This is a genomic window from Corynebacterium macginleyi, assembly GCF_003688935.1.
GTDB classification, from domain to species: Bacteria; Actinomycetota; Actinomycetes; order Mycobacteriales; family Mycobacteriaceae; genus Corynebacterium; species Corynebacterium macginleyi.
The window spans coordinates 280,972-303,395 of the sequence record NZ_REGE01000001.1; the positions used below are offsets into that span (position 1 = coordinate 280,972).

Below are 22,424 nucleotides of genomic sequence, written 5' to 3' on the forward strand. Positions count from 1 at the left end.
ATGTCTTCTTCCACCACCGCCCGCACTGCCGCCGTCGCTGATGCCGAATCTAGCATTAAGCCCTATGATCTGGTGGGCATCGGGATCGGGCCGTTCAACCTGGGCTTGGCGGCGCTGAGCCAGCCGCTGGTTGACGGCGGCGCGCTGCGCGCGGCGTTCTTCGATTCGCGCGCGGAATTTTGCTGGCACCCCGGGATGATGATTCCTGGGACGACGATCCAGGTTCCGTTCATGGCCGATCTGGTCACCCTCGCCGATCCCACGAGCCCGTACAGTTTCCTCAACTACTGCAAGCAGCAAGGGCGCATCCACCAGTTCTACATCAAGGAGGATTTCAACCCGCTGCGCGAGGAATACTCCGATTACTGCGCCTGGGTCTCCCAGCAGCTGAGCACGCTCGAGTGGAACTCCACGGTGACGTCGGTGCGCCGCGTCGACGATCTGTGGGAGGTCACCGTCAACGGGCCGCGGGGCACCTGCACGGTGCTCAGCCGCAACGTCGTGGTCGGAGTGGGCACCACGCCGTTTATCCCCGGCGAGCTGCGGGCTGCGCCGGAAGCCGGGCTCGCCGTGCACTCGGCGGACTATCTTGAGCACAAGAAGGAGTTGCTCGCCCAGGAGTCCGTCACCATCATCGGGTCGGGGCAGTCCGCGGCCGAGATTTACGCCGATCTCATGGAACCTGCCGCGTACCGGGGCACGCGGCTGGACTGGGTCACCCGCTCGGGGCGCTTCTTCCCCATGGAATACACCAAGCTCACCCTCGAGATGACTAGCCCTGAGTACGCGCAGTTCTTCCGCGGCCTGGACGCCGCGACGCGCGACCGGCTCAACCGCGAACAGCGCAATCTTTACAAGGGAATCTCCGGCCAGCTCGTCAATCACATCTACGACACCTACTACCGGTTGTCCATCACGAAGGGCCTGCCGCGCCCATTCGCCTCGACGCTCCTAGCCGGCTGGAGCGCGGCACTGTGCGACACAGACGCGTCCGCCCCGTTCCAGCTGACGTTGACCCACGGCGAGACCGGCGAAACCCGCACGCACGCGACAAACGCGCTGGTGCTCGCCACCGGCTACAAGGCCCCGCTCTTCCCCAGCTTCCTGGAGACCGCACGCGAAGAAGTCCAGTTCGACACGGCCGGGCGCCTGGCCATCGATCCCGGATTCGCCATCGACGCCGCCCAGTCGCTCTTCGTCCAAAACGCCGAGGAACACCTTCATTCGCTCATCGCGCCCGACCTCGGGATGGGACCGTGGAGGAACTCCATTATTCTCAAGGCCATCACCGGCCGCGAGTACTATCCCATCGAGCGCTCCGTCGCCTTCCAGACCTTCGGGGGTCAGTAATGCTCAATACCGAACGTGACGACATCTTCACTCCCCACGGCACGGTGCGCCTTCGCCCGCTCACCCCCGCCGACACCGAGCTTGTCCACGGGTGGCTCACCGATCCTCACTGCGCATTCTGGGGCATGCAACAGGCCAGCGTCAACGACGTCGCCGTCGAATACGACCGGCTCCGCGCCTCCCCACACGAAGAAGCCTGGATCCTCGAGCTGCACCCGCACCCTGCCGCCCCGCACAGACCGATGGGCATCGTCGAGGACTACGACCCGCGCCGCGTGGTGCTGGACTCGGTGTTGGCCGAGGCTGCTAGCTCGGAGGCTGCTGGTATCAGGGAGTTAACGCTGGAAGAGCCACTACGCGGACTGCACTTCCTCGTCGCCCCGCCGGCCGGTGCCCACGTTTCTGGGCTAACCAGTAGCCTTTTCGCCGCGGTCATCCGCTGGCTCATCGATTGCCGGGGTTTCCGCGAACTCCTCGTGGAGCCCGACGTAGCCAATGGCGCGATTCACCGCAAGAACGCCGAGGCCGGCTTCCTCGATGTTCCGGGACTTAATGAGATCCGCCTGCTCCAAGGCGGGCACACGAAGACGGCACGGGTGCAGCGTTGTACTGCCTCAGACTTCTATTCCTCAGCGGCTGCCGCGCGCGCCTCGCTGTCGCCGGTGGCGAATGCGCTGTGCGCGGCCGAGACCGCTGAGCGCCAGCTCATCGCCAAGGCCATCCGCGAATTTAGCCATGAAAGACTGCTGACGCCAAGCTTTCACCCGGACTCCGAACGATGGTCGGTCCACTTTGGGCCGCGGGAGCTGAGCTTTTCGGCCCACCAGTATGGGCTGGCGCATCTCGAAGTCGTCCCCGAAAGCATCGAAGCTGCCGATGCCACCCCGCTGCACCTGGCCGAGCTCATCGCCGGGGCCGCAGAACAGCTGGGCATAGAACCGGATTTCCTGCACACCTACATCGAGGAGATTCAGGCGACCCTCGTCGGCCGTGCCCGCGCCCTCGCGACGCGCCCCGCCGCGCAAAGCTTGCGCGCACCGCAGCTCGACGCCAGCGCCCAGGAGCGTGCGAATGCCCAGGCGGACTATCTCGTGACCGCTGAGTCAGCAATGTATGAGGGGCACCCCGGGTTCCTCGCGAATTCGGGGCGCGGCGGGATGAGCCTTACCGAGCTGCGCGCCTACGCGCCGGAGGCGGGAGCCGACATACACATCGTGTGGCTCGCCGCCAAGCGGGAGCACTGCGTGGTGGCGGCATCAGAAGACGTCGCGGACCTAGCCGGGTTCTTCGCCGAGCAGCTCGGGGACCTCGGTCCGCGCTATGAACAGGCGCTCGCAGAATTGGGCTACGCACCGGATGACTATGTGCCGCTGCCGCTGCACCCGTGGCAGTGGGACAATTGCATCTCCACGATCTTTTTTGACCAGCTCATTTCCCGGAATCTGGTGTACATCGGCACCAGCAGCGACCTATTCCGTCCCCAGCAGTCGCTGCGGACGTTCTTCAACCACTCGCGCCCGGCGCTGCCGTATGTCAAGACGGCCGTGGGCATTCGCAACATGGGGTTCGTCCGCGGGCTCTCGCCGGCGTACATGGAAACCACGCCCGCCATCAACGATTGGTTAGCCCAACAGCTCAATGTCGATCCGGAATTCCGGGCCCGCAACGTGCGTCTGCTCAAAGAAATCGTCGCCGTGGGCTACCGCGGCGACACCTACCACCGCCACCCGCTGCCCGCGGGCTCAACAAGCGAGCGTGAGAAAATGCTCTCCGCGCTGTGGCGCGACTCGCCCATGCCGCAGCTATCCGCCACGAGCGTGGCCGTGACTCTGGCGGGCTGCCTCTACGTCGACCCGGCAGGCGAGTCACTCGCCGCCGAGTGGATCGCACAATCGGGTCTGCCGCCGCAAGAATGGCTGCGCCGGCTGCTCGACGTGTACCTTGTCCCAGTCCTCCACGCGCTCGCCCAGTACGGAATCGTGTTCATGCCGCACAGCGAGAACGTCATCCTCGAGCTCGACAACGGCGCGCCCGTCGGCGCGTTCTTCAAGGACCTAGGAGAAGAGGCCGCGGTCGTCGACGCCCGCGTGGACGTGCCTGCGGGACTGGAGCGCCTGCAGGTCGATCACGGCGACTTCACCGGCGCCCAGCGCGCGCTATCTATCCACACCGACGTCCTCGACGGCGTGCTGCGCCACCTCGCCGCGCTCTTCGACCGGAAGGGATTGCTCGCTGAGACCGAGTTTTGGCTCACCTGCCGTGCAGTCGTGCTGGATTACGAACGCCGCTTCCCCGGCACGCTAGAGAAACTTCCGGTGCTCGCGTCGCAGTTCAAGCACTCCTGCCTCAACCGCTTGCAGTTGCGCAACCCGCTATCGATGGTAAACCTGGGCGACCAGGAGTCCTCGCTCATCTACGCCGGGGACATGGACAACCCGTTGCATTCTTCAGAATCGACGGCGCGATAAGTAAAGGCCAACCCCACTCGTGCGGGGTTGGCCTTCTCGCGTACTACGCCGCAGCCTAGTCGCGGTATGCCTCTGGGCCCTTGTTGAGCCAGGCGTACACACCGCCGATGAGGAAGCCGCCGCCAATGACGTTGCCCACCCAAACGATGGCCCAGTTGGTCAGCACCGCGCCGAGCGTGAAGTGCTCCGGGAACGCGCCCGCGTCAAAGAACGTGAGGCAAACCAGGCAGAAGTTCGCGATGACGTGCTCGAGGCCCATGCCCACGAACGCCGCGATGAGCGGGACGATGACGATGAACTTCGAGATGATCTCCTTGGCGAAGATGCCACCCACGATGGACATGTTGACCACGAAGTTGGCCAGGATGCCCTCGACGAGCATGCCCGCCGGCCCCTTCGCCAGCTTGGCGTCGGTGAGCGTGACGATGATGTGATCGACCGGCAGGTTGCCGAACTTCGCGGAGACCCCCAACGCGGCGGCGAGGATCGCCGCACCCACGAGGTTGAACACCGTGGTCACGATAATGAGCCAGAATGCCTTTGCCCATTTCACCTGCTTATTGGCGGCTCCGTAGACCATGAACATCATGTTGCCGGTCGCAAGGTCAGCGCCCAAGATGATGATGGCAAACAGGCCGAGGCCGAAGAGGAAGGCGAAGGCGACGCTGCCCAAGCCTTCGAAGTTCTTTTCCACCGCTTGTGCCACGCCGCCGGCAAAGGCCGTGCCGATGAGCAGGTACACGCCAGCCAGGATGGCGCGCACGATAAAGCGCGACGGCGACTGGTCAAGCAGAGCGGTTTTCTTCGTGACCGCGGCGGCCACGGACTCATTGAGAGACATGCAGACAATCCTTGAAAGAGGAGCAAAATCGACCCATACATCGTCTTGAGTTCAGAGGGTCGTTGCAACGATCCTAATCATCAGCACGATAGATCGCAGCATCAATACGCCCGAATTCAGCATCAGCTCGCCTGAAGGAATAGATACTAACGAAGTTTCTGCAGAAAATGCTCCCGTAATCGAACCATCTGCAGCTGTAGAATTGGTTACCCTTGCCATCGACGTCCATGCGCAATTTGTCGCGGGCGCATGCCGGGTAGTCGATGGCGCTATAGATCCCGACACCATGGATAAGGCCTGCACTTATACTGCCGAAGACTGCCACTACTCCCTGCCTGAAACAAATGCCGACGATATCGTCATTATCGCTGAGCAAACCGGCGGCGGCGTACCTGCCGTTTTTAATAATCTCTACGATGGGTCAACTAACGAACACAAGATCACCATCGGCGACAAGGTATACGTGCGCACTAGAAATTCTGTCCAGAACTGGCTCATCTATACCGCAACCGATCTCCATGACCCCAATAAACAAGGCCTAGCCGGGGACTCAAGCATATGGGGACACGGGGGAACTACCCGCACCGCAGACGACAAAGCTTAACCGCTCAGCAACGCTGCGGTCACTCGCCCGCCTTCCGCTTATTCGCCCCTATGCCTCAGCCTTACACAGTCCCCGCTTCCGCAACCGGAGGTAGGAAATTTCTATATCTTCTTTCCCAGCTCACGGGCAGAGGATCACCATTTTCAACAGTGGTAACGATAACCGTTTGCAGTAGTGTAGTATTCGTCCCAAACTGTATAAAAGTTCACTGCACTTCACCTTGGGAGAACCTTATGCCTTTGCCCTCCTCCTTAACGCGCCTTGCCACCATAGTCGTGGCCTTGGCGCTCGCGTTATTCCACGCCCCCTTCGCCCTCGCTGAGGACGCCCCACTTGTCCGCACCCAAACGCACGTGGATTCCCCGCACGCGGTGTGGCAGGACGGAAACTTCAAACTCATGTCCAATAGTGCGGGCCTAGTCCCCATCGAGGACACGATCAACTGGGTCAGCCACGGCCGCGTCGATGGAGGCTTGGGGGCCTATGCCTGGCGCGTTCCCGATGATCCGCGCTTCGAGTTTCTCAATGCCGAGAAAAACCAGCTCATGTACTACGGCGGCCCCGCGGTCGGCTTCCCGAAAAACACCATGCCCATCTGGGCTGGGTTCGGTGCCGCCGCAGATCTTCCCACCGATCAATTCCGCGATAAATCCTTCAACATGGAAATCGTTGATTTTAAGGGCCCCGGCCGCATGGAGCTGTTTACCTACAGCGACGAGAACTATCCCCTCAACCGCCTCTGGTCCTCCCACGACCCGGGATTCCGTACCACCTGGGTTAATGCAGGCACGCATACGCATAACGCCACGACGTTTACCCGTCCTGGCCACTACGAAGTAACCTACCGCGCTTCGGCTCGAAAGAAGGATGGCACCTTCATCCACTCCGAGCCACAAACCCTGGTATGGCAGGTAGGCGGCACCAACCCCGCCGAGCGCACGATTACCGACCTTGATGCTGCTTTTAACGACGCCAAGTCTGAAGGCTCCGCAGGCGAGACCAACACCCCTATGTTTAAGATGGCCCCCTCCACGGCTGATACCAAGGGCGCGAAGGAAGGCATCCTCACCACGCTTTCCCTCGATACCGGCAATGCCAAAGACTCCGGCCGCGCCGTATTCACCATCAACGGCCACTATCTTGCCGAGCGCAAGGTAGAAGGCGGTAAGGCTTCGTGGGATGAAATGATTGGTGATGAAGAATCCGATTTCCAAGCCATCTTTATTCCTGACAATAATTCCCCAAGCCCACGCTGGGTATCTGAACCCATAAAGTTCTGGACCAGCACCGACGGGGAAAAGGACGGTGAAGATGCCAAAGCTTATACAACGAAAAGCGGCGAGCTTCCTACCCCAGAGATGGAAGAGATAGAGCCGTTTGAGACCGATCCCTTTGAGATCACGAGCCCGGATATCACCGTTTCCACCAGTAAAGTGTACGGTGAGGACGACCGTAATATCGACATCACCGTAGCTCCCGAGGATGATCGCACCACGGTGCGCGTTACCGGCGGCTTTTACAAAGTAGATGGCGAACCGATGACTAGCCTGCCGCAGAACGCTATTGCAGATTGCGAAATCGGCTTTACTTCCGGGCCGGGGCTAAGGACGAGCAAGCAACTCATCGAGGGTTGTAAGCAGCCTGGCTACCAGCTCATGCTGCGCATCGTTCCTGATTCGCGCTCCAATGCCGGCGGCGCCACGCTATTTAGCCATACTCACAAAGACGCTTATAAGCCGATAGCTGAGACCACCGTCTCGTTCCCGGAGGCTTCCGCTTCCGGGGGCGCACAGAAACCAGAAGGAACGGAGAAGCCAGAAGACTCCAACACACCAGATAAGCCGCAGGATTCGGAAGAAGCAGAGGAGTCAGAGGGCTCCGCCCCAACCGAAGAGTCTTCCCCGGCGGCACCTTCCACGACCCAGAAGCCTTCTGTTCCCAATGTCCCCAAACCCAAACCGCAGGGCCCGAAGGATAAGGACGCCCCCAACAAGGAGCTCAATCTGCACCGGGGCCACGTCGATATCGCCCCTATCCACGAGGATGGTGAGCTGCACCTGGGCATCAAGGACGAGACGAACCTGTACTACATTGGTGCAATCTGGCGTAAGCCATCCGATGTCTTTTTCAGCGTTCCCAAGCAGGTCAAGACCACCTTGGACAAAGACATCCCCCACTTTGGAAAGAAAGGCAGCGCTGCTTACGTCCTGCCAGAGACACAGCGCACCGGCGTGGTGTGGCCTGGGATAAGCACCGAAGATGCCTACCAGGACACCAAGAAGAATTACACCTTTACCTTCACCCCCGTCAAAGCCCCGAAGGACGGCGAATGGTTGGCATACCTGGCTGATCAAACCGGCCTGGACCAGCGCCTTGCCGGCAGCGATGGTACGCATTCCTATACCACCGAAGGCCCAGACCACATGCACCTTAACTGGGCATTCAACAAGCCCGGTACGTATGAAGTTGGTGTCACGGTAGCCGAAAAAGACGGCAAAACCGCGAAAAAGGCCGTTCTGCGTTTCAAGGTAGCTAGCGAGGATTCATCATCTGCTACCCCACCAACTAAGGGAAACGACAATGCGTCTGAAGGCGGATCCAACGACAGTACCGATGGCACGACCGAGAACGATGCCGGAAGCTCCGCCGATAACGGCACGGAAAGCACCGCGCCGTCGAAAGAACGAAACCCAGAGACAACGGAACCTGCTCCCAGCGCAACACCGTCCCAGAAGCGCGAGATTACCAAGGGCCACATCGACTTCGGGCCAAAGGTTGTGGACAATAAGCTCGGCTTCTATGTCAACGAAGACGACCGCCACAACGTGCCTGAAGACGTAGCGCTACGCGTTCACGATACGCAACGCGTGCCGGTCGCTGACTCTCTGGCTAAGACGCTGTCCTTTACCGGAATGGTAAAGACTGGCTCAACGATTTACCACCTGCCATTACAACAGGATCACAATGCTGTGTGGCCGGGATGGGACACGATCAAGGTCGGGCAAGACTACCGTGACGCTGCTATCGAGGTTCGCCCTAAGTCAGCGCCTAAGGACGGAAAATGGTGGGCCGGCCACACTGCCTCCCTGAATACACCGGAACGAACCTTGGCCGATAGCAACGGTACCCATACGATTAAGGGCGTTGAGGATGGTCCTTTCCATGTCCACGCGCACTGGATTTTTACCCAACCAGGCCGCTATGAGATGGACATGCGTGCCGTCAACCGCAACGGTGACAAACTTACTGACTGGCACACCGTTACCTTCCTCGTGGGTGATCCAACCACGCAACCCGGCGGAAAAGGCGCTGCCGAAGAAAGCGGGAAGGAAGAGGGCAAGCCCGCAGACTCCTCGACGGATAAGCAACCAGGTGCTACCAAACCGGATAACGGCCCGAATAGCACCGGCACTAATAAGCCGGGCTCCGATAAGTCCAAGTCCTCTAACTCATCTGGATCAAATGCGGGCGCCAAGGCGGCCAAGGGCAATAGCGCTGGAAAGTCAGAAGGATCCAGCAAATCCACTACCGCTAAGAGCGCGGCGAGCGGGGGCTCTGGACCTGGGTCCGGATCCAGTGGAGGTTCCTCCAACTCCCACAAAGGTTCGCTGGCTTCCACGGGTGCCAATGTCGGTTGGGTACTCGTCCTCGCCGCAGTCTTTATTGGCGCCGGCATAGCCCTGATGAAAAAGCGCTCCAAGAACAGTAAATAGCCCTTTTACTCCAGAGGCCGTTGCACCATCCCATTGCGACGGCCTCTCAATTGGAACTGATCCACGACCTTAAAAACCAATAAGCATCAACCTATACCGCAGATCTGAGCCTTGAAAAGGGTCGAGTACCAGCTCGGGCCGGGCTCATTTTGCGCTGTAAAGTGGTTATTTACGCACCAAGCCTTTTAATCTCTCCCCGGATCGCGGTGGAAGCTAAACTGAAGCGCTGCACTGATATAGTTCAACGGGATAGGCTGGGTTTTACCAAGCTTCCTGATTCGTTCCCAATTAACGAAGAAACATTATGCGAAGTATATTTAGCCCAATCGCCTCGTCCGCCCCTTGTCCGCACCTTTAATCATCACTGCAGCTATATCTCCCGCCACTGCTCAGGAACCTTCCGCCGTCACCTCCGAAAACTATGTTGAATTGTTCGAATTTGGAGACGAGTATTCCCACGACCCACATAAACGGCGAACCCAGCTAAAGCGTGATACTTTCCAAAAGAAATCTGAAGAAATCCTCTACGGAAGAAAGACGGAAACCTACAAAAAGCTTTCCCGGAAGGAATTTCTGTAGAGTACGACGTACTGGGCGAGCCTGTGATAACTTCACCGGCTTCTTTCGTAAGGTTCGAATGGGACTGGGGTCCCCGTATTTCCATGGCAGGCGAGGAGTTTTAGAGCCTTGGTGCTTCTGGGTTTGCAGGTACTGTCTGCGGGCACTTAGGAAAGTCGGTAAGATTCGACACCGCATGTAGCGTTGCTGTAACCGCAGCGTGGAATAAATTGACTGCTAAGCGGAAATGGGACCGTGACGATCAATGCTATGACCTAAGCCAATTCATGAACATTGGATGGGAGAAAGCTTCCCGTGAGGAATGTGATTAGCTTTGTTTAGTCGCATATCGAATTCTATTTTACTTCCTGCCAGCATTCTTGTATCCACTTGTGTAGCGGGTTTTTCTGGGGAGAATTAAGGCTGTTCCCTCTTGCTATGGCAGTAAAATACATGGCCCTGCACTACGCCTTTATACGTAGAGATTCTTACCCAAGATCGGAATCCGGGACTTTTATCGTCGGGTTTGTACTATCCATTTTTGGCGGATTAATGAATGCTTCAAACTACACATTCGCCGTTGGGCTCATGATAGCTTCGACGTTCCTTATGTTTTTAAAGCTTAATAAGGAGAACACGACCGGACCATGAAAGTGAAGTGTCTGGCCGTATAGCCTTTACCATGGCCACTGATATTCCCATCTACTTCTGCCACCCAGGACCGCCGTGGGAACGCGGCAGCAACGAAAACACCAACGGCAGGCTCAGAAGAAACCTTGCTAAAACAGTGACCTGTCCATCTACAGCGCCGAGAACCTAGAGATGATCGCCACCAATCACAAACCATGCAAAGCACTCAACTGGCGCACATCAGCCGAAGTCCTGACCAACGCCCTGACACAAACCGGTAGTATCACACCCAAGTAACCGTCATCGTTGCAATGACCCCTAGAATCCACAGATGACAACAAAATTAAAAGGTCCCAACTCCTTCCATGGAGTTGGGACCTTTTAGCGCTCTATTTACTTGAACGGGAAGCCGAGCTCGCGCAGAAGCTTACGGCCCTCCTCGTCGTTGGTAGCGCTGGTAACGACGGTGATGTCCATACCACGGGGACGATCGATCTTGTCAATGTCGATTTCGTAGAACATGGACTGCTCGGACAGGCCGAAAGTGTAGTTGCCATGGCCGTCAAACTGCTGATCAGACAGACCGCGGAAGTCACGAATACGTGGCAGCGCGATGGTCAGCAGACGGTCCAGGAACTCCCACATGCGGTCACCACGTAGGGTAACGCGTGCGCCGATGGGCATGCCCTCACGAAGCTTGAAGTTCGCGATGGACTTCTTTGCGCGACGCAGCTGTGGCTTCTGACCGGTGATAGCGGTCAGGTCCTCGAGAGCACCATTGATAACCTTGGAGTCACGAGCGGCTTCGCCAACACCCATGTTGACTACGACCTTGGTGACGCCAGGGATCTGCATGACGTTGTCATACTTGAACTCTTCATTCAGGTTCTTGCGGATTTCCTCGCGGTAGCGAGTCTTCAGACGCGGGGTGTAGTTCTCGCTCATTTTTAGATGTCCTTCCCGTTGCTACGCGCGATGCGGACTTTTTTGCCGTTCTCGTCGAAACGGTAGCCCACGCGGGTCGGGTTACCCTCAGAGTCAACGATGGCTACGTTGGACACGTGGATCGGGGCTTCTTGGGTAACAATTCCGCCGGACTCGGCGCCACGCTCAGTAGCGGAGTTTGCGACGTGCTTCTTGATGCGGTTAACGCCCTCAACGAGGACCTTTTCGCGCTTCGGGTACGCCTCGATAACTTTGCCCTTCGCACCCTTATCTGGGCCCGAAATGACAATCACCATATCTCCCTTATGGATCTTCATAAGATTAGATCACCTCCGGTGCTAGAGAAACGATCTTCATGAAACGCTTATCACGAAGTTCACGAGCAACCGGGCCGAAGATACGGGTACCGCGAGGTTCGCTATCGCCCTTCAGAATAACTGCAGCATTCTCATCAAAGCGGATGTAGGAGCCGTCCGGACGACGGGTTTCCTTCTTCGCGCGGACGATAACTGCCTTAACTACATCGCCTTCTTTTACGCTGCCGCCTGGAACAGCGTCCTTGACGGTGGCGACAATTACGTCGCCGATGCCAGCGAAGCGTCGGACTGAGCCACCGAGAACGCGGATGCACAAAAGTTCACGTGCACCAGAGTTGTCGGCGACGCGCAGACGCGATTCCTGCTGAATCACTATGGGTCTCCTGACCTGGATTGATGTGCGGCAAGATTTCCGTCCTTGCCACACGCGGTCTACAAACTTGCTGTGCGCGAACTTTTACAACGAACACCGTACGGCGTCGATGGGTCTCGGACCGGCGATTCGGAAACGCACCACTGCGGACCGACCAGCTCTCGCAACTAACATATTGAACCACATAAACTAGCTACTTCCAAAACACAAAAAGCAGGGTTTTCACTTCACAGGGGTTGCGTCCTTTAGCGGGGTGCATCTGTAGCCCGTGGTAAACCTCGTACTCTTTGAATCCAGCCTTTCCTCTGCCCCTCAGCAACCCCTGACTCAGCAGTTGGTAAAGACCGTGCTTCCACGGCATCTTCCAGCGGCAGGGTCAGCTCAATGCAGAAGTAATGAACTAATGGACTTAACCGAAATTTTCGATACTAAGGTTTCTATCGATCAGTATCTAGAGGCCAGCTGGCAAACCCTTTATATGGTGGGCATTTCCCTCTTCCTGGGGACAATAGGCGGAGTTACCCTGGGAATCATCCTGGTCCTTGCTCACCCACAAGGCATGTACCCCAACCGTGTGCTGTTCAGGATCACAGACTTCCTAGTCAATACGGTGCGCTGGTGCCGCTTACCATCTTCATAGCGCCTTCATAGCGCCGTTTATGGCTCGCCTCATCGAGCAATCGGTGCTGGAAGTTGGTGAAGGCATCCTAGAAGCAGCGGAATCCATGGGCGCTTCCCTATGGCAAACCATCCGCTATTTCTTACTGCCGGAGGCTAAGGCCTCGATAATCTTGACACTGACTACATCCACCATCACCTTGATTTCTGTCACCGCGATGGCGGGCACCATCGGTAGCGGCGGCATCGGTGACCGGACGGTTTCCTATGGTCATCAGCAATTCGACACCGTGGCCATTATACTCACGGTGATTATCCTTGAGCCCAGTTTTAAGACGTTGCTTCCTTCGCAGAAGTCTCCGCAGTCTGCTGCTGCGCCTTTGGATCAACAGTAAATAGTTCCGTTCCACAACCGATGAGCTCGCCTTCGCGGAAGTCCGCGGCGGGAATTACAGGGCCTGTCTTCTTGGCATTGGACACAACAACTGGTGTCGTCACCGGCAGTCCTGCTTCCTTAATGGCCTCGATATCGAATTCAGCCAGGACGTCGCCCTGCTTGACGGTATCGCCCTTATTGACATGCGAGGTGAAATGTTCGCCTTTGAGATTGACCGTATCGAAGCCAATGTGCATAAGGATGTCGATTGGCCCCACCGCTGGGTCCTCCACGCGCAGGGCATAGGCGTGATGGGAGGGAAAAGTCACGGTGATGGTGCCATCGGCAGGCGCAACAAGCTTGCCCACCGTCGGTTCGATGGCGACGCCTTGCCCTAGCTTCCCTCCGGCGAACATAGGGTCCTTAACTTTGGATAGCGGCACAGCCTTTCCCTCTAGCGGAGAAAATATTGTGGCGGCATTCGCGGCGGCGGAGGCACTGACGGTAGACGCCGCAGCGGCCTCGGCCGCCAAAACCTGTGCGGCGGGAGGATTGCTCTCATCAGGATCAATGGTGCCGTTGCGATGGATGAGCACGCGCCCGTACAGGTAGGCCCCGATGAATGCCACGGCGAAGGAGATAACACCACATAGCAGGAAGGTTGGGACAAAGCGGGGAACGGAAACAAAACCAATGAAGCCGGCGGCACCGAGGGCATCCGCAAGCACGCCGAAAATGGCGATGAATGTAGAAGCGATGGCCGATGCCGCCATACCGATATAAAACGGCCAACGCAGGCGCAGGTTAACGCCGAAGATCGCGGGCTCAGTAATACCAAACACCGCGGAGATACCGGAGGCTCCGGCTAAGCCCTTGAGCTTTTCGGAACGCGCCAGGAAGTACACCGCCAAGGCCACACCACCCTGGGCAATATTGGCCATCGAGGCAATGGGGAAAATGAAGGAACCGCCCTCATTCCACAGCATCGTCTCAATGGGCGGAAAAGATTGGTGTAGTCCGGTGATGACGATCGGTGAATAAACCAGACCGAAAAGCAAGCCAGCCACGGGACCGGCAAAATCATAGAGGGCGGCCAGCCCCATACCCAACCATTCACCGGCAGTACGCAAGATGGGCCCCAACCCCATAAAGGTTATAAAGCCCGTCACCAGCAGGGTAAGCAGGGGCGTGAGCATGAAATCCACGGTCCCTTTGAGGTGCTTGTGCAGGAACTTTTCAATCGTCGCCAAGATCCAGGCGATGACCAGAATGGGCAAGATAGAGCCTTGGTAGCCGGCTTGGGCAACGCCGATACCAAAGATATCCCAGTAGGACATCTCGCCGTTATCAATGGCCTCGGCAACGTTATAGCCACTGACCAAATCTGGCATGACCATGGCCATGGCCATGCCCGCGCCGAGGAATTCATTACCTCCAAAGCGCTTAGTAGCAGTAAAGCCCACGAGGATAGGAAGGAAGGCAAACGGAGCGGATGCCAGGAGGTTGACTAGTCCGGCGAACCCTTCCCACGAAGGATACATTTCAATGACGGATTGATCCCCAAAAAGTCCCGGCGCGGTGAGCACATTATTTAATGCCATCAATAGACCACCGCCGAGCAGGATTGGGATGAGCGGAACGAAAATATCCGCCAAGACCTTTACTGCACGGGAAAACCAGTTTCCGGATTCCGCCGCAATATCCTTCAGGCGATCGGTGGATACGGCGACATCCCTGGAAATGGACTTGGTCATTTCTTGGTAGACGATATTGACATCGCCCGGCCCCACGATGACCTGAAACACGCCACCGGTTTCAAAGGTGCCCTTCAGATCCGGATCGTTGTCTAGCGCTGCGGTGTCTACCTTGCCCAAATCATCCAACACCATGCGCAAGCGCGTGGCACAGTGGGCAAGGGCAATAATGTTTTCTTCGCCGCCTAATGCCTTCAGGGTGCGGGCGGCAACCTCTTTATGCTCCATGGACCAACCTTTGTAATTTTCGTCACATTAAATGACCGAATGTGATTGACTACTTCTCATTTAAGCCTGTTTCGGCCTAAATGTCCACAAAACAAAAAGCTGGAAACCGTGATCCCGCAGGGCCTTATTCCAATGGCTCCCACGCCTGCCACGCGGCATCGCCAAACACCGCGAATGCCGCGGCAATGCGACCACCGCCGGCAAAAACTTCCACGGCGCAACCATCAGCAATCAGCCGCATTTCTCCATCGGGGCACGCAATCGGCTCACCGTTATTGAAAGAGATGGTCCCACCTCCCTGCACCACGCGGAATACCTCCGCGCCGGTGGCATCGACAAGCGCATAGGCCCCCTCGCCCGTGACATCAATGGTTGCGCCAAAGCCCTCCCTGCCGCGAGTTTCCGGCAGCGCAGACCACAGCGGTTCTTGGCACAGGTAGTTATTTTCCAACCACAGCCGCCGCGGAATGGTCAGGGTATGCACCCACCCCTGCGTTGGTGTCTCATCGTGAGCGGGCATGCCCATCCAGCCCAGCAGGATATTTTCCTCGGTTGCCTGCGGCGCATAAAACTGCGTGCCGTGATCCAGCAGGGTAAAGCCGCGCTCGACGTGGAATATAAGCCCATCCAAGGTCCCGATGATATAGCCACAGCGGTCCGTTTCATCCTGTGGGCAGAAGATCAGAACGTGCTTATCCCCAAAAGTCAGCAGGTTAGGACACTCCCACATATAGCCACCGGGAAGCTGCGCGGGATCATCAAAAACAAGCTCGCCCTGAAAATCCCACTGCTTTAAATCCTGCGAATAATACAGCACGATGGCTCCACGCTCATCTTCCGTTTGCGCACCAATGACCATGCGCCATCCCTGTGCGGCGCGGGAGATATGGGGATCGCGGAAGTGGCCGGTATATCCCTCCGGAGAATCAGCGATGAGCGGGTTGTCGGTATCGCGGACATAGATCCCGCCTTCCGGCCCGGAAGGGTCTATAACCCGCACGCGGTTCTGCGACGGGATGCGGCGCCCGTCTTCTTTCAAGTTTCCCGTATAAAAAAGCCACACGTCAGTGCCGTCAACCACAGCCCCTCCGGAGTAGCACCCATCCTTGTCATAGGGCATGTCAGGATAGAGTGCATCGGGATAATGCCGCCACGGAGTGGGCGTGGATACCGTCGTGATGGCATGCCCCCAGCCGGTTCGCTTGGGCTTGTGCGGAAAGGCAGGGTCATGTTGGTAATACGCGTGCAGAATATCGCCATCCACAAAAAGTCCATTAGGGTCATTGAGGCGGCCAAGCGGCGGGGCAAGGTGAAAGTTCGGTCGGTGGTGCATGCCCCCGATACTATGGAACTATGACTATTCATGTGTGCGGCGAAGGCCTCGTGGACCTGGTTCCGGTATCTCCTGGCCGCTTAAATGACCTCACCCCGGCGTTGGGCGGCGGCCCCTTTAACGTGGCCATCGCCGCGGCACGCCTGGGCGCGGACGTGGAGTTTCAATCGCGGATTTCTACCGATGGGTTTGGTCAGGAATTATTCCGCCGCCTTGAGGAAGAAGGCGTCGATACCTCCTACGTGCAGCGCGGGGAGGAACCGACTACCTTAGCGGTAACCACCATCGCGGATAACGGCACAGCCTCCTATAACTTTTATGTGGAAGGCACCGCAGATCGCTTCGTTGAACCCACGCTAGTCCCGGCAGATATCGCCTGCTTCGGTACTGTCTCCCTAGCCTTGGAACCGGGCGCCTCCCGGTACGCGCAGCTACTGAAAGACTTCGCGGCACAGGGAACGCTAGTGGCCCTGGATCCCAATATTCGGCCCTTTTATGCCACCGAGGCGCATAAGAAGTTCTTGACGGAATTATTACCACACGTCTCTGTGCTGAAACTATCGGATGAAGAAGCGGACTTTTTAGGCAAAGACTTTACCAACCAGGTACCCATCGTGGTCACCACCCGCGGCGGCGAGGGAATTAGCCTCAGGGCTGGGGATACTTACCTTGACGTTCCCGCTGCCGCGGTCGAGGTCACCGATACCATCGGCGCCGGCGACACCATCATGGCCGCCCTTTTAACCCAACTAGATGAACGCGGCCTCAATGCAGAAAAGGCCGCAGCACTAAGCACCGAAAAGTGGCGCGATATCCTCCACTTCGCCGCGACCACGGCCGGAATCACCGTCTCCCGCACCGGCGCTAATCCCCCAGTGCGCAAAGAAGTAGAGTCTGCCCTATGAACTACACCAAACGCACGCTGTGGCTACACCTGGGGTTATTTCTCTTAGCATTCCTCGCATTCATCCTCCCCGTTATCATTGGCACCACGGCTCTGCTCCCGCTCTGGCTCTCGGGCGGATTGAGTATTCTCCTTGCAGCAGGCGCGCTTATCGATGCCGCCTTTAAGTTCTTCTCCCCCGCCTCCCCGCGCAGCTTAAAGCTGCTATCCGGCATTGCCAGCATCGTGCTGCTGGTGGGCTGGGTAATCTGGTTCTACATCTACGGCAATATGGCAGCGGTGGGCACGGGAACCTACCGCATTGGCAATTTCCTGCTCAGCGTGGGCTGCGTACTCAACCTCTTCATCATTGCCATTTCGGTTTTGGACATCCGCCGGTTGGCGCGGCAGTAACCGGGCCAACCGCGAAGGTGGGGCCACCGCCAGGCTGCGCCAAACGCAAAGCGGAGCCGAACGCCACACGCTCCCGGCGATTAGAGCGGGAAGCGTTCAGCTGTCGCTAGGCAGGACGCGGCGGGGGACGATAATGGGGGCATCGCCAAGCGGATCGTCCCAGGCCTCCGCCTCGATGCCATAGGCCTGCGCCAATACTTTGGGGGCCAGCGCCTGCTTCGGTGCGCCGCGCGCAATGATATCGCCGGCCTTCATCACGACCATGGAATCGGAGTAGTGGCCCGCGAGCATGAGATCGTGCAGGACCACAACCACCGTTTTGCCGGCGCGGGCCTGTGCGCGAGCCAGCTCCAGCATGCTCATGGCGTGGGCGGGGTCGAGGAAGGTCGTGGGTTCATCAAGAAGCAGCACCGGCGTATCTTGCGCCAGCGCCAAAGCCAGCCACACGCGCTGGCGCTGCCCGCCCGACAGGGAGGCGATATCGCGGTCGAGGAAGTCCACAATCTCCGTGGCCTCGCAAGCCTGGGCGATAATCCCCCTGTCCGTGGCAGAAAGGCCGCGCATCCTGCCCTGATAGGGATGGCGCCCGCGCGCGACCAACTCGCCTACGCGCAGCCCATCGGGGGCCACGGGGTGCTGCGGCAGCAGCGCCACCTGCTGCGCGGCTTCCTTCGCGTTCATCGCATGCAGATCAGCGTCCCCGACCAGGACGCTGCCCCGCCGCGGGGCCAGGATTTTAGACAGCGTCTTGAGCAGCGTGGACTTGCCGCAGCCATTGGGACCGATGAGCGTGGTGACCTCACCGGCGCGGGCGTGCAGGTCGACGCCGGAGAGGATAACCTCGCCGTCCTTATATCCCGCATGGATGCCGGTAGCCCGGAGGCTGCACCGACGCTTCGGGCTCGTGGGCTGATTATCCGTCATATCTTTTCCTTCATCCGCGTACGAGTGTGTAGCACTATTTGGGTGGCGCGCTGGGCTGAACTTCGCTGCGCCGCGCCACGGCATTTAGATGCGCCGGGCCGCATTCCACACCAATACCACCAAGGCGCAGCCGCCGATGACCGAGGAGACCGCACCCACCGGGGCGTTGACCGGAATCGCACCCGCAATAACGGCACACACGGTGAGCAGAGCCGCGCCCGCGGGTGCCGATGCCGCCGGCGATGGCGTGGGCGTGCGCGCCACCATCCGCGCCAGGTGCGGTGCCAAAAGCGCGATGAACCCAATGGGTCCTACCACCGAGACCACCACGGCGCAGATACCGGTTGCCGCAATCAGCAGCAGGGCGCGCTGGCGGGAGATATTCACGCCCAGCGTGGTCGCGGAGGAATCATCGTGGGCAAGCAGCGGCAACTCCCGCGCGCACCAGATGCCTATGGCGAGGAACGGCGCCAGCGCAGCTAACAACGGCACTATGACTTCCATGCGTACGAACCCGGTCGAGCCCGCGAGCCATGTTTGTGCCTCCGCCGCGCGCTGAATCTGGGCGCTGCGCATCAAATACGCCACGACGGCATGAAACATCAACGATAAGGCAATGCCGACGATGACAATGCGATTGCTCGTGCCGATACCACCCAGTACGGCGAGGAGGATAACCACCAGGAGGGCACCGATCATCGCCAAGCATGCACGCCACCAGAAGTCCGGAATGCTATCTGCGAAACTGGGGCGCGAATGCACAGTACCCAGCACTACTAACACCGATGCGCCGCCGGTAACGCCCAAAATATCCGGCGATGCCAACGGGTTACGCGCCATGGTCTGCGTCCACGCACCGGCCACGCCGAGGGCGGCACCGACGATGACGGTGGCGATGGCAACAGGCAGGCGCAAGTCCCACACCACCCTGATGTGGCTCTCGCTGCCGCCTCCGGTGAGCACATCGAGGACCTGCTGCGGGCTCAATTCCAGCGGCCCTTGCCCCAGCAATACCAGGTAGGCGGCAAGCGCGATAAGGCCAAATACGAGCGTAGAGGCGAGCACGCGAACGTGCCTGCGGCGCTGCTGCGCTTGCAGGATACTGCTAATTGTTGTCATGCGTTATCGCCCCACGCTCTGCCCACGCCGCGGTGGGCGCCCCAAATGAGGAAGGGCGCGCCCACGATGGCAAGCACGATAGACATCTCTAGCTCCGAGTTACCCACGATGAGCCGGCCGATGATATCAGCGGCAAGCACGGCGCAACCGCCCAAGAGCGCGGAGGGCAAGATCATCGTGGCCACGCTGGGGCCAACCACCCGCCGCACGATGTGGGGGATGGCGAAGCCGACGAAGGCAATGGGACCCGTCGCCGCCGTGGCGCTGCCGGCCAGCACCACGACGCTCAGTGCCGCGCCCACCCGCGCGATGGTAGGGGATCCGCCCAAGGCGAGCGAGGACTCCTCCCCCATGGCCAAAAGGTCGAGCGGCCTAGCCGCCATCGCCGCGCACGCCAGGCCGATGAGCAGCCCTAACCCAGCGATGGCGACGTCTTCTGGGCCGCGCCCAAAGGTCGAGCCGATGGTCCACCGCCGCATGCTATCGAGAACATCCGTGGAATAAAGGCCGATGATCACCGCGCCCGATCCCAGGGCGGCGGAGACGCCGGCGCCGACGAGAATGAGCGTTAGCGGATCCTGGAACCGCCGCGAGACGGCCAAAACCAGCAGCGTGGTAATGCCCGCGCCAACGAGCGCGAGGGTGGTGCGCATACCGGTGGTGGTGGCGATGCCAATGGCCGTGCCCAGGGCAACGAAGAACGATGCGCCTGCGGTAATGCCGATAAAACCCGGGTCCGCCAGCGGGTTCCTGGTCCACGATTGCGCCAAGACACCGGCGACGGCAAGGGCCGCGCCGGCGAAATAGGCCAAGAAGGTGCGCGGCATGCGCAGGTTCCACACGATATCGCGGATATCCTGTTCGCCTGCCCCGCGCAGCGCGGCGATGACCTCATCGGGTGGAATCGAACGGGATCCTAGCGCCAAGGACGCCACCGCCAGCGCCAGGCTGGCGAGGATAAGGGCGACAAGGAACGTCGTGCGCCCCTTTCCCCGCGCCATCACCGGTGTGGCTGTGGGGTTTTGCGCTGTGGAACCCGTCTGAATATTCTGGCCACCCTTCGTGGTTGCTGACAATTACAGCTTCTCTTCAAACTTATCTATTGCCCAGGGGATGGTTACTGGGTTCGGCATGCTCATGGCGTTGCCGGTATCCGTGTCCAGGTAGCGCACACGCCCATCCTTGACAATATCGAGGCCCTGGAAGGTCTTATCCTTCTTCAAGGCATCCACAGAGCCGTTGTAATCTAGGACAAAGAGGTAATCAACCTGGTTCAGCTTGGCGTAGTTTTCCGGAGCAAAGTCGACGAAAAAGCTGCTGCCATCGCCCTTCAACTCATCGGGGATCTCCATGCCAAGATCCTCAATGAACTGTCCGCGCCCGTCCTCATCGGTGTACAGGCCAATCTTGCCATCATAAGGCATGACGATGGCCGCGGACTTGCCCTGCAACTCGGTGTGCTCGCGGCGGAATTCCTCGAAGGCCTTCTCGGTATCAGCGATAAGCTTATCGCCTTTGTCTTTCATATCCACAGCGTCCGCGATGGTCTCTACCTGCTTTTCCCAGGGAATCTGCCAATCTTTATACCCATCCGGTTTAACGGTGGTCGGTGCGATCTCTTCCAGGGATTCCTTCGCGCGCGCATCCACCGCCTGGTTCACAGCAATGATCTTGGTGGGGTCGGCCGCGGTGATCTGCTCCAAGGTTTCCGCAGTAAAGCCGGTTGCGGTGTTGTAGATAGTCTCAGGCTTGGCATCGCCAAGCAGCTTCTTTGACCACGGGCCAACGCCGGAAGGATCGCCGTCACCCTCAGCGCCCCACGGCGCCACCGTCACGGGGGTGATGCCCAGCGCGAGCAGCGTATCGGCATCGCCCAAGCCCAGGCTGGCCACGCGCTCCTCGGCTGCGGCATCGGTGGACGACTGCGTGCTTTCATCGCCCTCACCGCGCGAGCAGCCGGCTAAGGCCACGGCTCCGGCGGACAGCAGTGCCACAACACCCATGGTGCGGCGTCCGAAAATCTTCATGAGGCTAACCCTTTCAATAGAGGAGGTAAATGACGTGGCATATATTATCCGCCCAGAAAGAATTAAGCAAGGCTTAACTGTGCACAAGTATGTTGGACGTATGAACTCTTCCTTACAATCGTCCACGATGCCTGAACACGAATTAATTCCCGTTACGCTATCCGCCAATGAGCAGATCCGGCCGCGGCTGCACCGCCTGACGTTTCACGCTGAGGCGTTCCGGACGTATGAGCTTGCCGGCCCCGATGAATTTTTTGGCCTCGTCATGCCGCAAGCCGGGCAGGAATTTAGACCCTTCCCCGTCGATGGGGTCAATATCCGTGCGGCGGTGGCCGCTATGGACGAGGAGGTGCGGCCGGATCTGCGCTGGTATACCATCCGCGCGCTGCACCCTGAGGACGCGACTGTCGATGTCGATGTGGTCACCCACGGCGATTCCGGCCCCGGCTCGCGGTGGATTCTGCGCGCGCAGCCCGGCGATACAGCGGGGTTCTTTACCTGCAACAAGATGTGGCGGCCTACCGAGGATGCGCAGCTATTGATCGCCGATGCCTCCGCCCTGCCAGCCCTGCGGCATATCCTTGCCTACCAAGAGGAACTTTACCCGGCGAAGCTCGCTTCCACCGATGTCGTGGCCGTGGTCACCAGCGATGACGAAGTAGAGCCCGGGCTCACGGCCAGGTGGGAGCCCAGCGTGCGCAGCTTGCGTGTCCTTCGCACTGAGCCGCACCAGGAGGCGGATTCCGTCGTTGCCGCTCTGGAAGCAGATTATGCCGGCGTCCCGGCGCCAGGGTACGTGTGGGTCTCCGGCGAGGGAGATTTGGCAAAGAAGGTCCGCGGCCTCGCGGTGAAAGGCTGGGGCTTGCCCACCGACGACGTCACCTGGGTGCCCTATTGGTTTTATGGAAGGGCCCGTCCTTAAGAGCCCTAAAACAGCGAGAGGCCCCTG

At 59.0% G+C, this 22,424-nt stretch carries 17 protein-coding genes and 1 pseudogene; 8 read left to right on the forward strand and 10 right to left on the reverse strand.

Going from position 1 to position 22,424, the window contains the following annotated elements:
• Together D9V82_RS01450 and D9V82_RS01455 are read left to right on the forward strand one after the other, a co-directional pair.
• Nucleotides 1-1,350 (forward strand): lysine N(6)-hydroxylase/L-ornithine N(5)-oxygenase family protein, encoded by a 1,350-nt coding sequence (locus tag D9V82_RS01450; protein WP_121910619.1) that lies wholly within the window; start codon nucleotides 1-3, stop codon nucleotides 1,348-1,350.
• Nucleotides 1,257-3,818 carry a GNAT family N-acetyltransferase gene (locus tag D9V82_RS01455; protein WP_147446186.1) on the forward strand — a complete coding sequence of 854 codons (2,562 nt, stop codon included), beginning with the start codon at nucleotides 1,257-1,259 and terminating at the stop codon, nucleotides 3,816-3,818. Before D9V82_RS01450 ends, D9V82_RS01455 begins: the two co-directional genes overlap by 94 nt.
• A gap of 55 nt (nucleotides 3,819-3,873) precedes the next feature.
• Here the strand turns inward: D9V82_RS01455 and D9V82_RS01460 are convergent, their stop codons facing one another.
• Nucleotides 3,874-4,659, reverse strand: a complete 786-nt coding sequence (locus D9V82_RS01460; protein WP_121910621.1) for a formate/nitrite transporter family protein — start codon at nucleotides 4,657-4,659, stop codon at nucleotides 3,874-3,876.
• Nucleotides 4,660-4,861: 202 nt separating this feature from the next.
• Between D9V82_RS01460 and D9V82_RS01465 the strand changes: the two genes are divergently transcribed.
• A complete protein-coding gene (locus D9V82_RS01465; protein WP_234456934.1) occupies nucleotides 4,862-5,263 on the forward strand; it encodes a sortase in 402 nt (133 codons plus the stop codon).
• Nucleotides 5,264-5,496: 233 nt separating this feature from the next.
• Complete coding sequence (locus D9V82_RS01470) at nucleotides 5,497-8,976, forward strand: choice-of-anchor M domain-containing protein (RefSeq protein WP_121910622.1); 3,480 nt, start codon at nucleotides 5,497-5,499, stop codon at nucleotides 8,974-8,976.
• Between the two features lie 1,581 nt (nucleotides 8,977-10,557).
• Here the strand turns inward: D9V82_RS01470 and rplE are convergent.
• The 3 genes from rplE to rplN are packed head-to-tail and all read right to left on the reverse strand — an operon-like array spanning nucleotide 10,558 to nucleotide 11,799.
• Nucleotides 10,558-11,109 carry a 50S ribosomal protein L5 gene (gene rplE, locus D9V82_RS01490; RefSeq protein WP_023025194.1) on the reverse strand — a complete coding sequence of 184 codons (552 nt, stop codon included), beginning with the start codon at nucleotides 11,107-11,109 and terminating at the stop codon, nucleotides 10,558-10,560.
• A gap of 2 nt (nucleotides 11,110-11,111) precedes the next feature.
• The gene (gene rplX, locus D9V82_RS01495) at nucleotides 11,112-11,426 is read right to left on the reverse strand and encodes a 50S ribosomal protein L24 (protein WP_005276967.1); all 315 of its coding nucleotides are present in this window, start codon (nucleotides 11,424-11,426) and stop codon (nucleotides 11,112-11,114) included.
• A gap of 4 nt (nucleotides 11,427-11,430) precedes the next feature.
• Nucleotides 11,431-11,799 (reverse strand): 50S ribosomal protein L14, encoded by a 369-nt coding sequence (rplN, locus tag D9V82_RS01500; protein WP_121910625.1) that lies wholly within the window; start codon nucleotides 11,797-11,799, stop codon nucleotides 11,431-11,433.
• 403 nt (nucleotides 11,800-12,202) lie between these two features.
• On the opposite strand from rplN, the pseudogene D9V82_RS13060 reads away from it, so the two are divergent.
• Nucleotides 12,203-12,812 (forward strand): annotated as a pseudogene (locus D9V82_RS13060) (ABC transporter permease subunit).
• Here D9V82_RS13060 and D9V82_RS01510 read toward each other — a convergent pair.
• Together D9V82_RS01510 and D9V82_RS01515 are read right to left on the reverse strand one after the other, a co-directional pair.
• The gene (locus D9V82_RS01510; protein ID WP_121910626.1) at nucleotides 12,748-14,775 is read right to left on the reverse strand and encodes a sucrose-specific PTS transporter subunit IIBC; all 2,028 of its coding nucleotides are present in this window, start codon (nucleotides 14,773-14,775) and stop codon (nucleotides 12,748-12,750) included. The pseudogene D9V82_RS13060 and the gene D9V82_RS01510 overlap by 65 nt on opposite strands.
• A 124-nt stretch (nucleotides 14,776-14,899) precedes the next feature.
• Entirely contained in the window at nucleotides 14,900-16,108 is a 1,209-nt protein-coding gene (locus tag D9V82_RS01515; RefSeq protein WP_121910627.1) for a glycoside hydrolase family 32 protein, read from the reverse strand.
• Between the two features lie 20 nt (nucleotides 16,109-16,128).
• Between D9V82_RS01515 and D9V82_RS01520 the strand changes: the two genes are divergently transcribed.
• Complete coding sequence (locus D9V82_RS01520; RefSeq protein ID WP_121910628.1) at nucleotides 16,129-17,013, forward strand: carbohydrate kinase family protein; 885 nt, start codon at nucleotides 16,129-16,131, stop codon at nucleotides 17,011-17,013.
• Nucleotides 17,010-17,405: a multidrug transporter gene (locus D9V82_RS01525; RefSeq protein WP_121910629.1), complete on the forward strand. Its 396-nt coding sequence runs from the start codon at nucleotides 17,010-17,012 to the stop codon at nucleotides 17,403-17,405. Before D9V82_RS01520 ends, D9V82_RS01525 begins: the two co-directional genes overlap by 4 nt.
• 96 nt (nucleotides 17,406-17,501) lie before the next feature.
• On the opposite strand, the gene D9V82_RS01530 is transcribed toward D9V82_RS01525, so the two are convergent.
• The 4 genes from D9V82_RS01530 to D9V82_RS01545 all read right to left on the reverse strand — a co-directional run bounded on the left by D9V82_RS01530 (nucleotide 17,502) and on the right by D9V82_RS01545 (nucleotide 21,475).
• Nucleotides 17,502-18,329 (reverse strand): ABC transporter ATP-binding protein, encoded by an 828-nt coding sequence (locus D9V82_RS01530; RefSeq protein WP_121910630.1) that lies wholly within the window; start codon nucleotides 18,327-18,329, stop codon nucleotides 17,502-17,504.
• Between the two features lie 84 nt (nucleotides 18,330-18,413).
• Nucleotides 18,414-19,448 (reverse strand): FecCD family ABC transporter permease, encoded by a 1,035-nt coding sequence (locus tag D9V82_RS01535; protein WP_121910631.1) that lies wholly within the window; start codon nucleotides 19,446-19,448, stop codon nucleotides 18,414-18,416.
• Nucleotides 19,445-20,524: a FecCD family ABC transporter permease gene (locus D9V82_RS01540; protein WP_121910632.1), complete on the reverse strand. Its 1,080-nt coding sequence runs from the start codon at nucleotides 20,522-20,524 to the stop codon at nucleotides 19,445-19,447. Before D9V82_RS01540 ends, D9V82_RS01535 begins: the two co-directional genes overlap by 4 nt.
• A complete protein-coding gene (locus tag D9V82_RS01545) occupies nucleotides 20,525-21,475 on the reverse strand; it encodes an ABC transporter substrate-binding protein (protein ID WP_121910633.1) in 951 nt (316 codons plus the stop codon). It abuts the gene before it with no gap.
• A gap of 100 nt (nucleotides 21,476-21,575) precedes the next feature.
• Between D9V82_RS01545 and D9V82_RS01550 the strand changes: the two genes are divergently transcribed.
• Nucleotides 21,576-22,397: a siderophore-interacting protein gene (locus tag D9V82_RS01550; protein WP_121910634.1), complete on the forward strand. Its 822-nt coding sequence runs from the start codon at nucleotides 21,576-21,578 to the stop codon at nucleotides 22,395-22,397.
• Nucleotides 22,398-22,424: the final 27 nt, after the last annotated feature.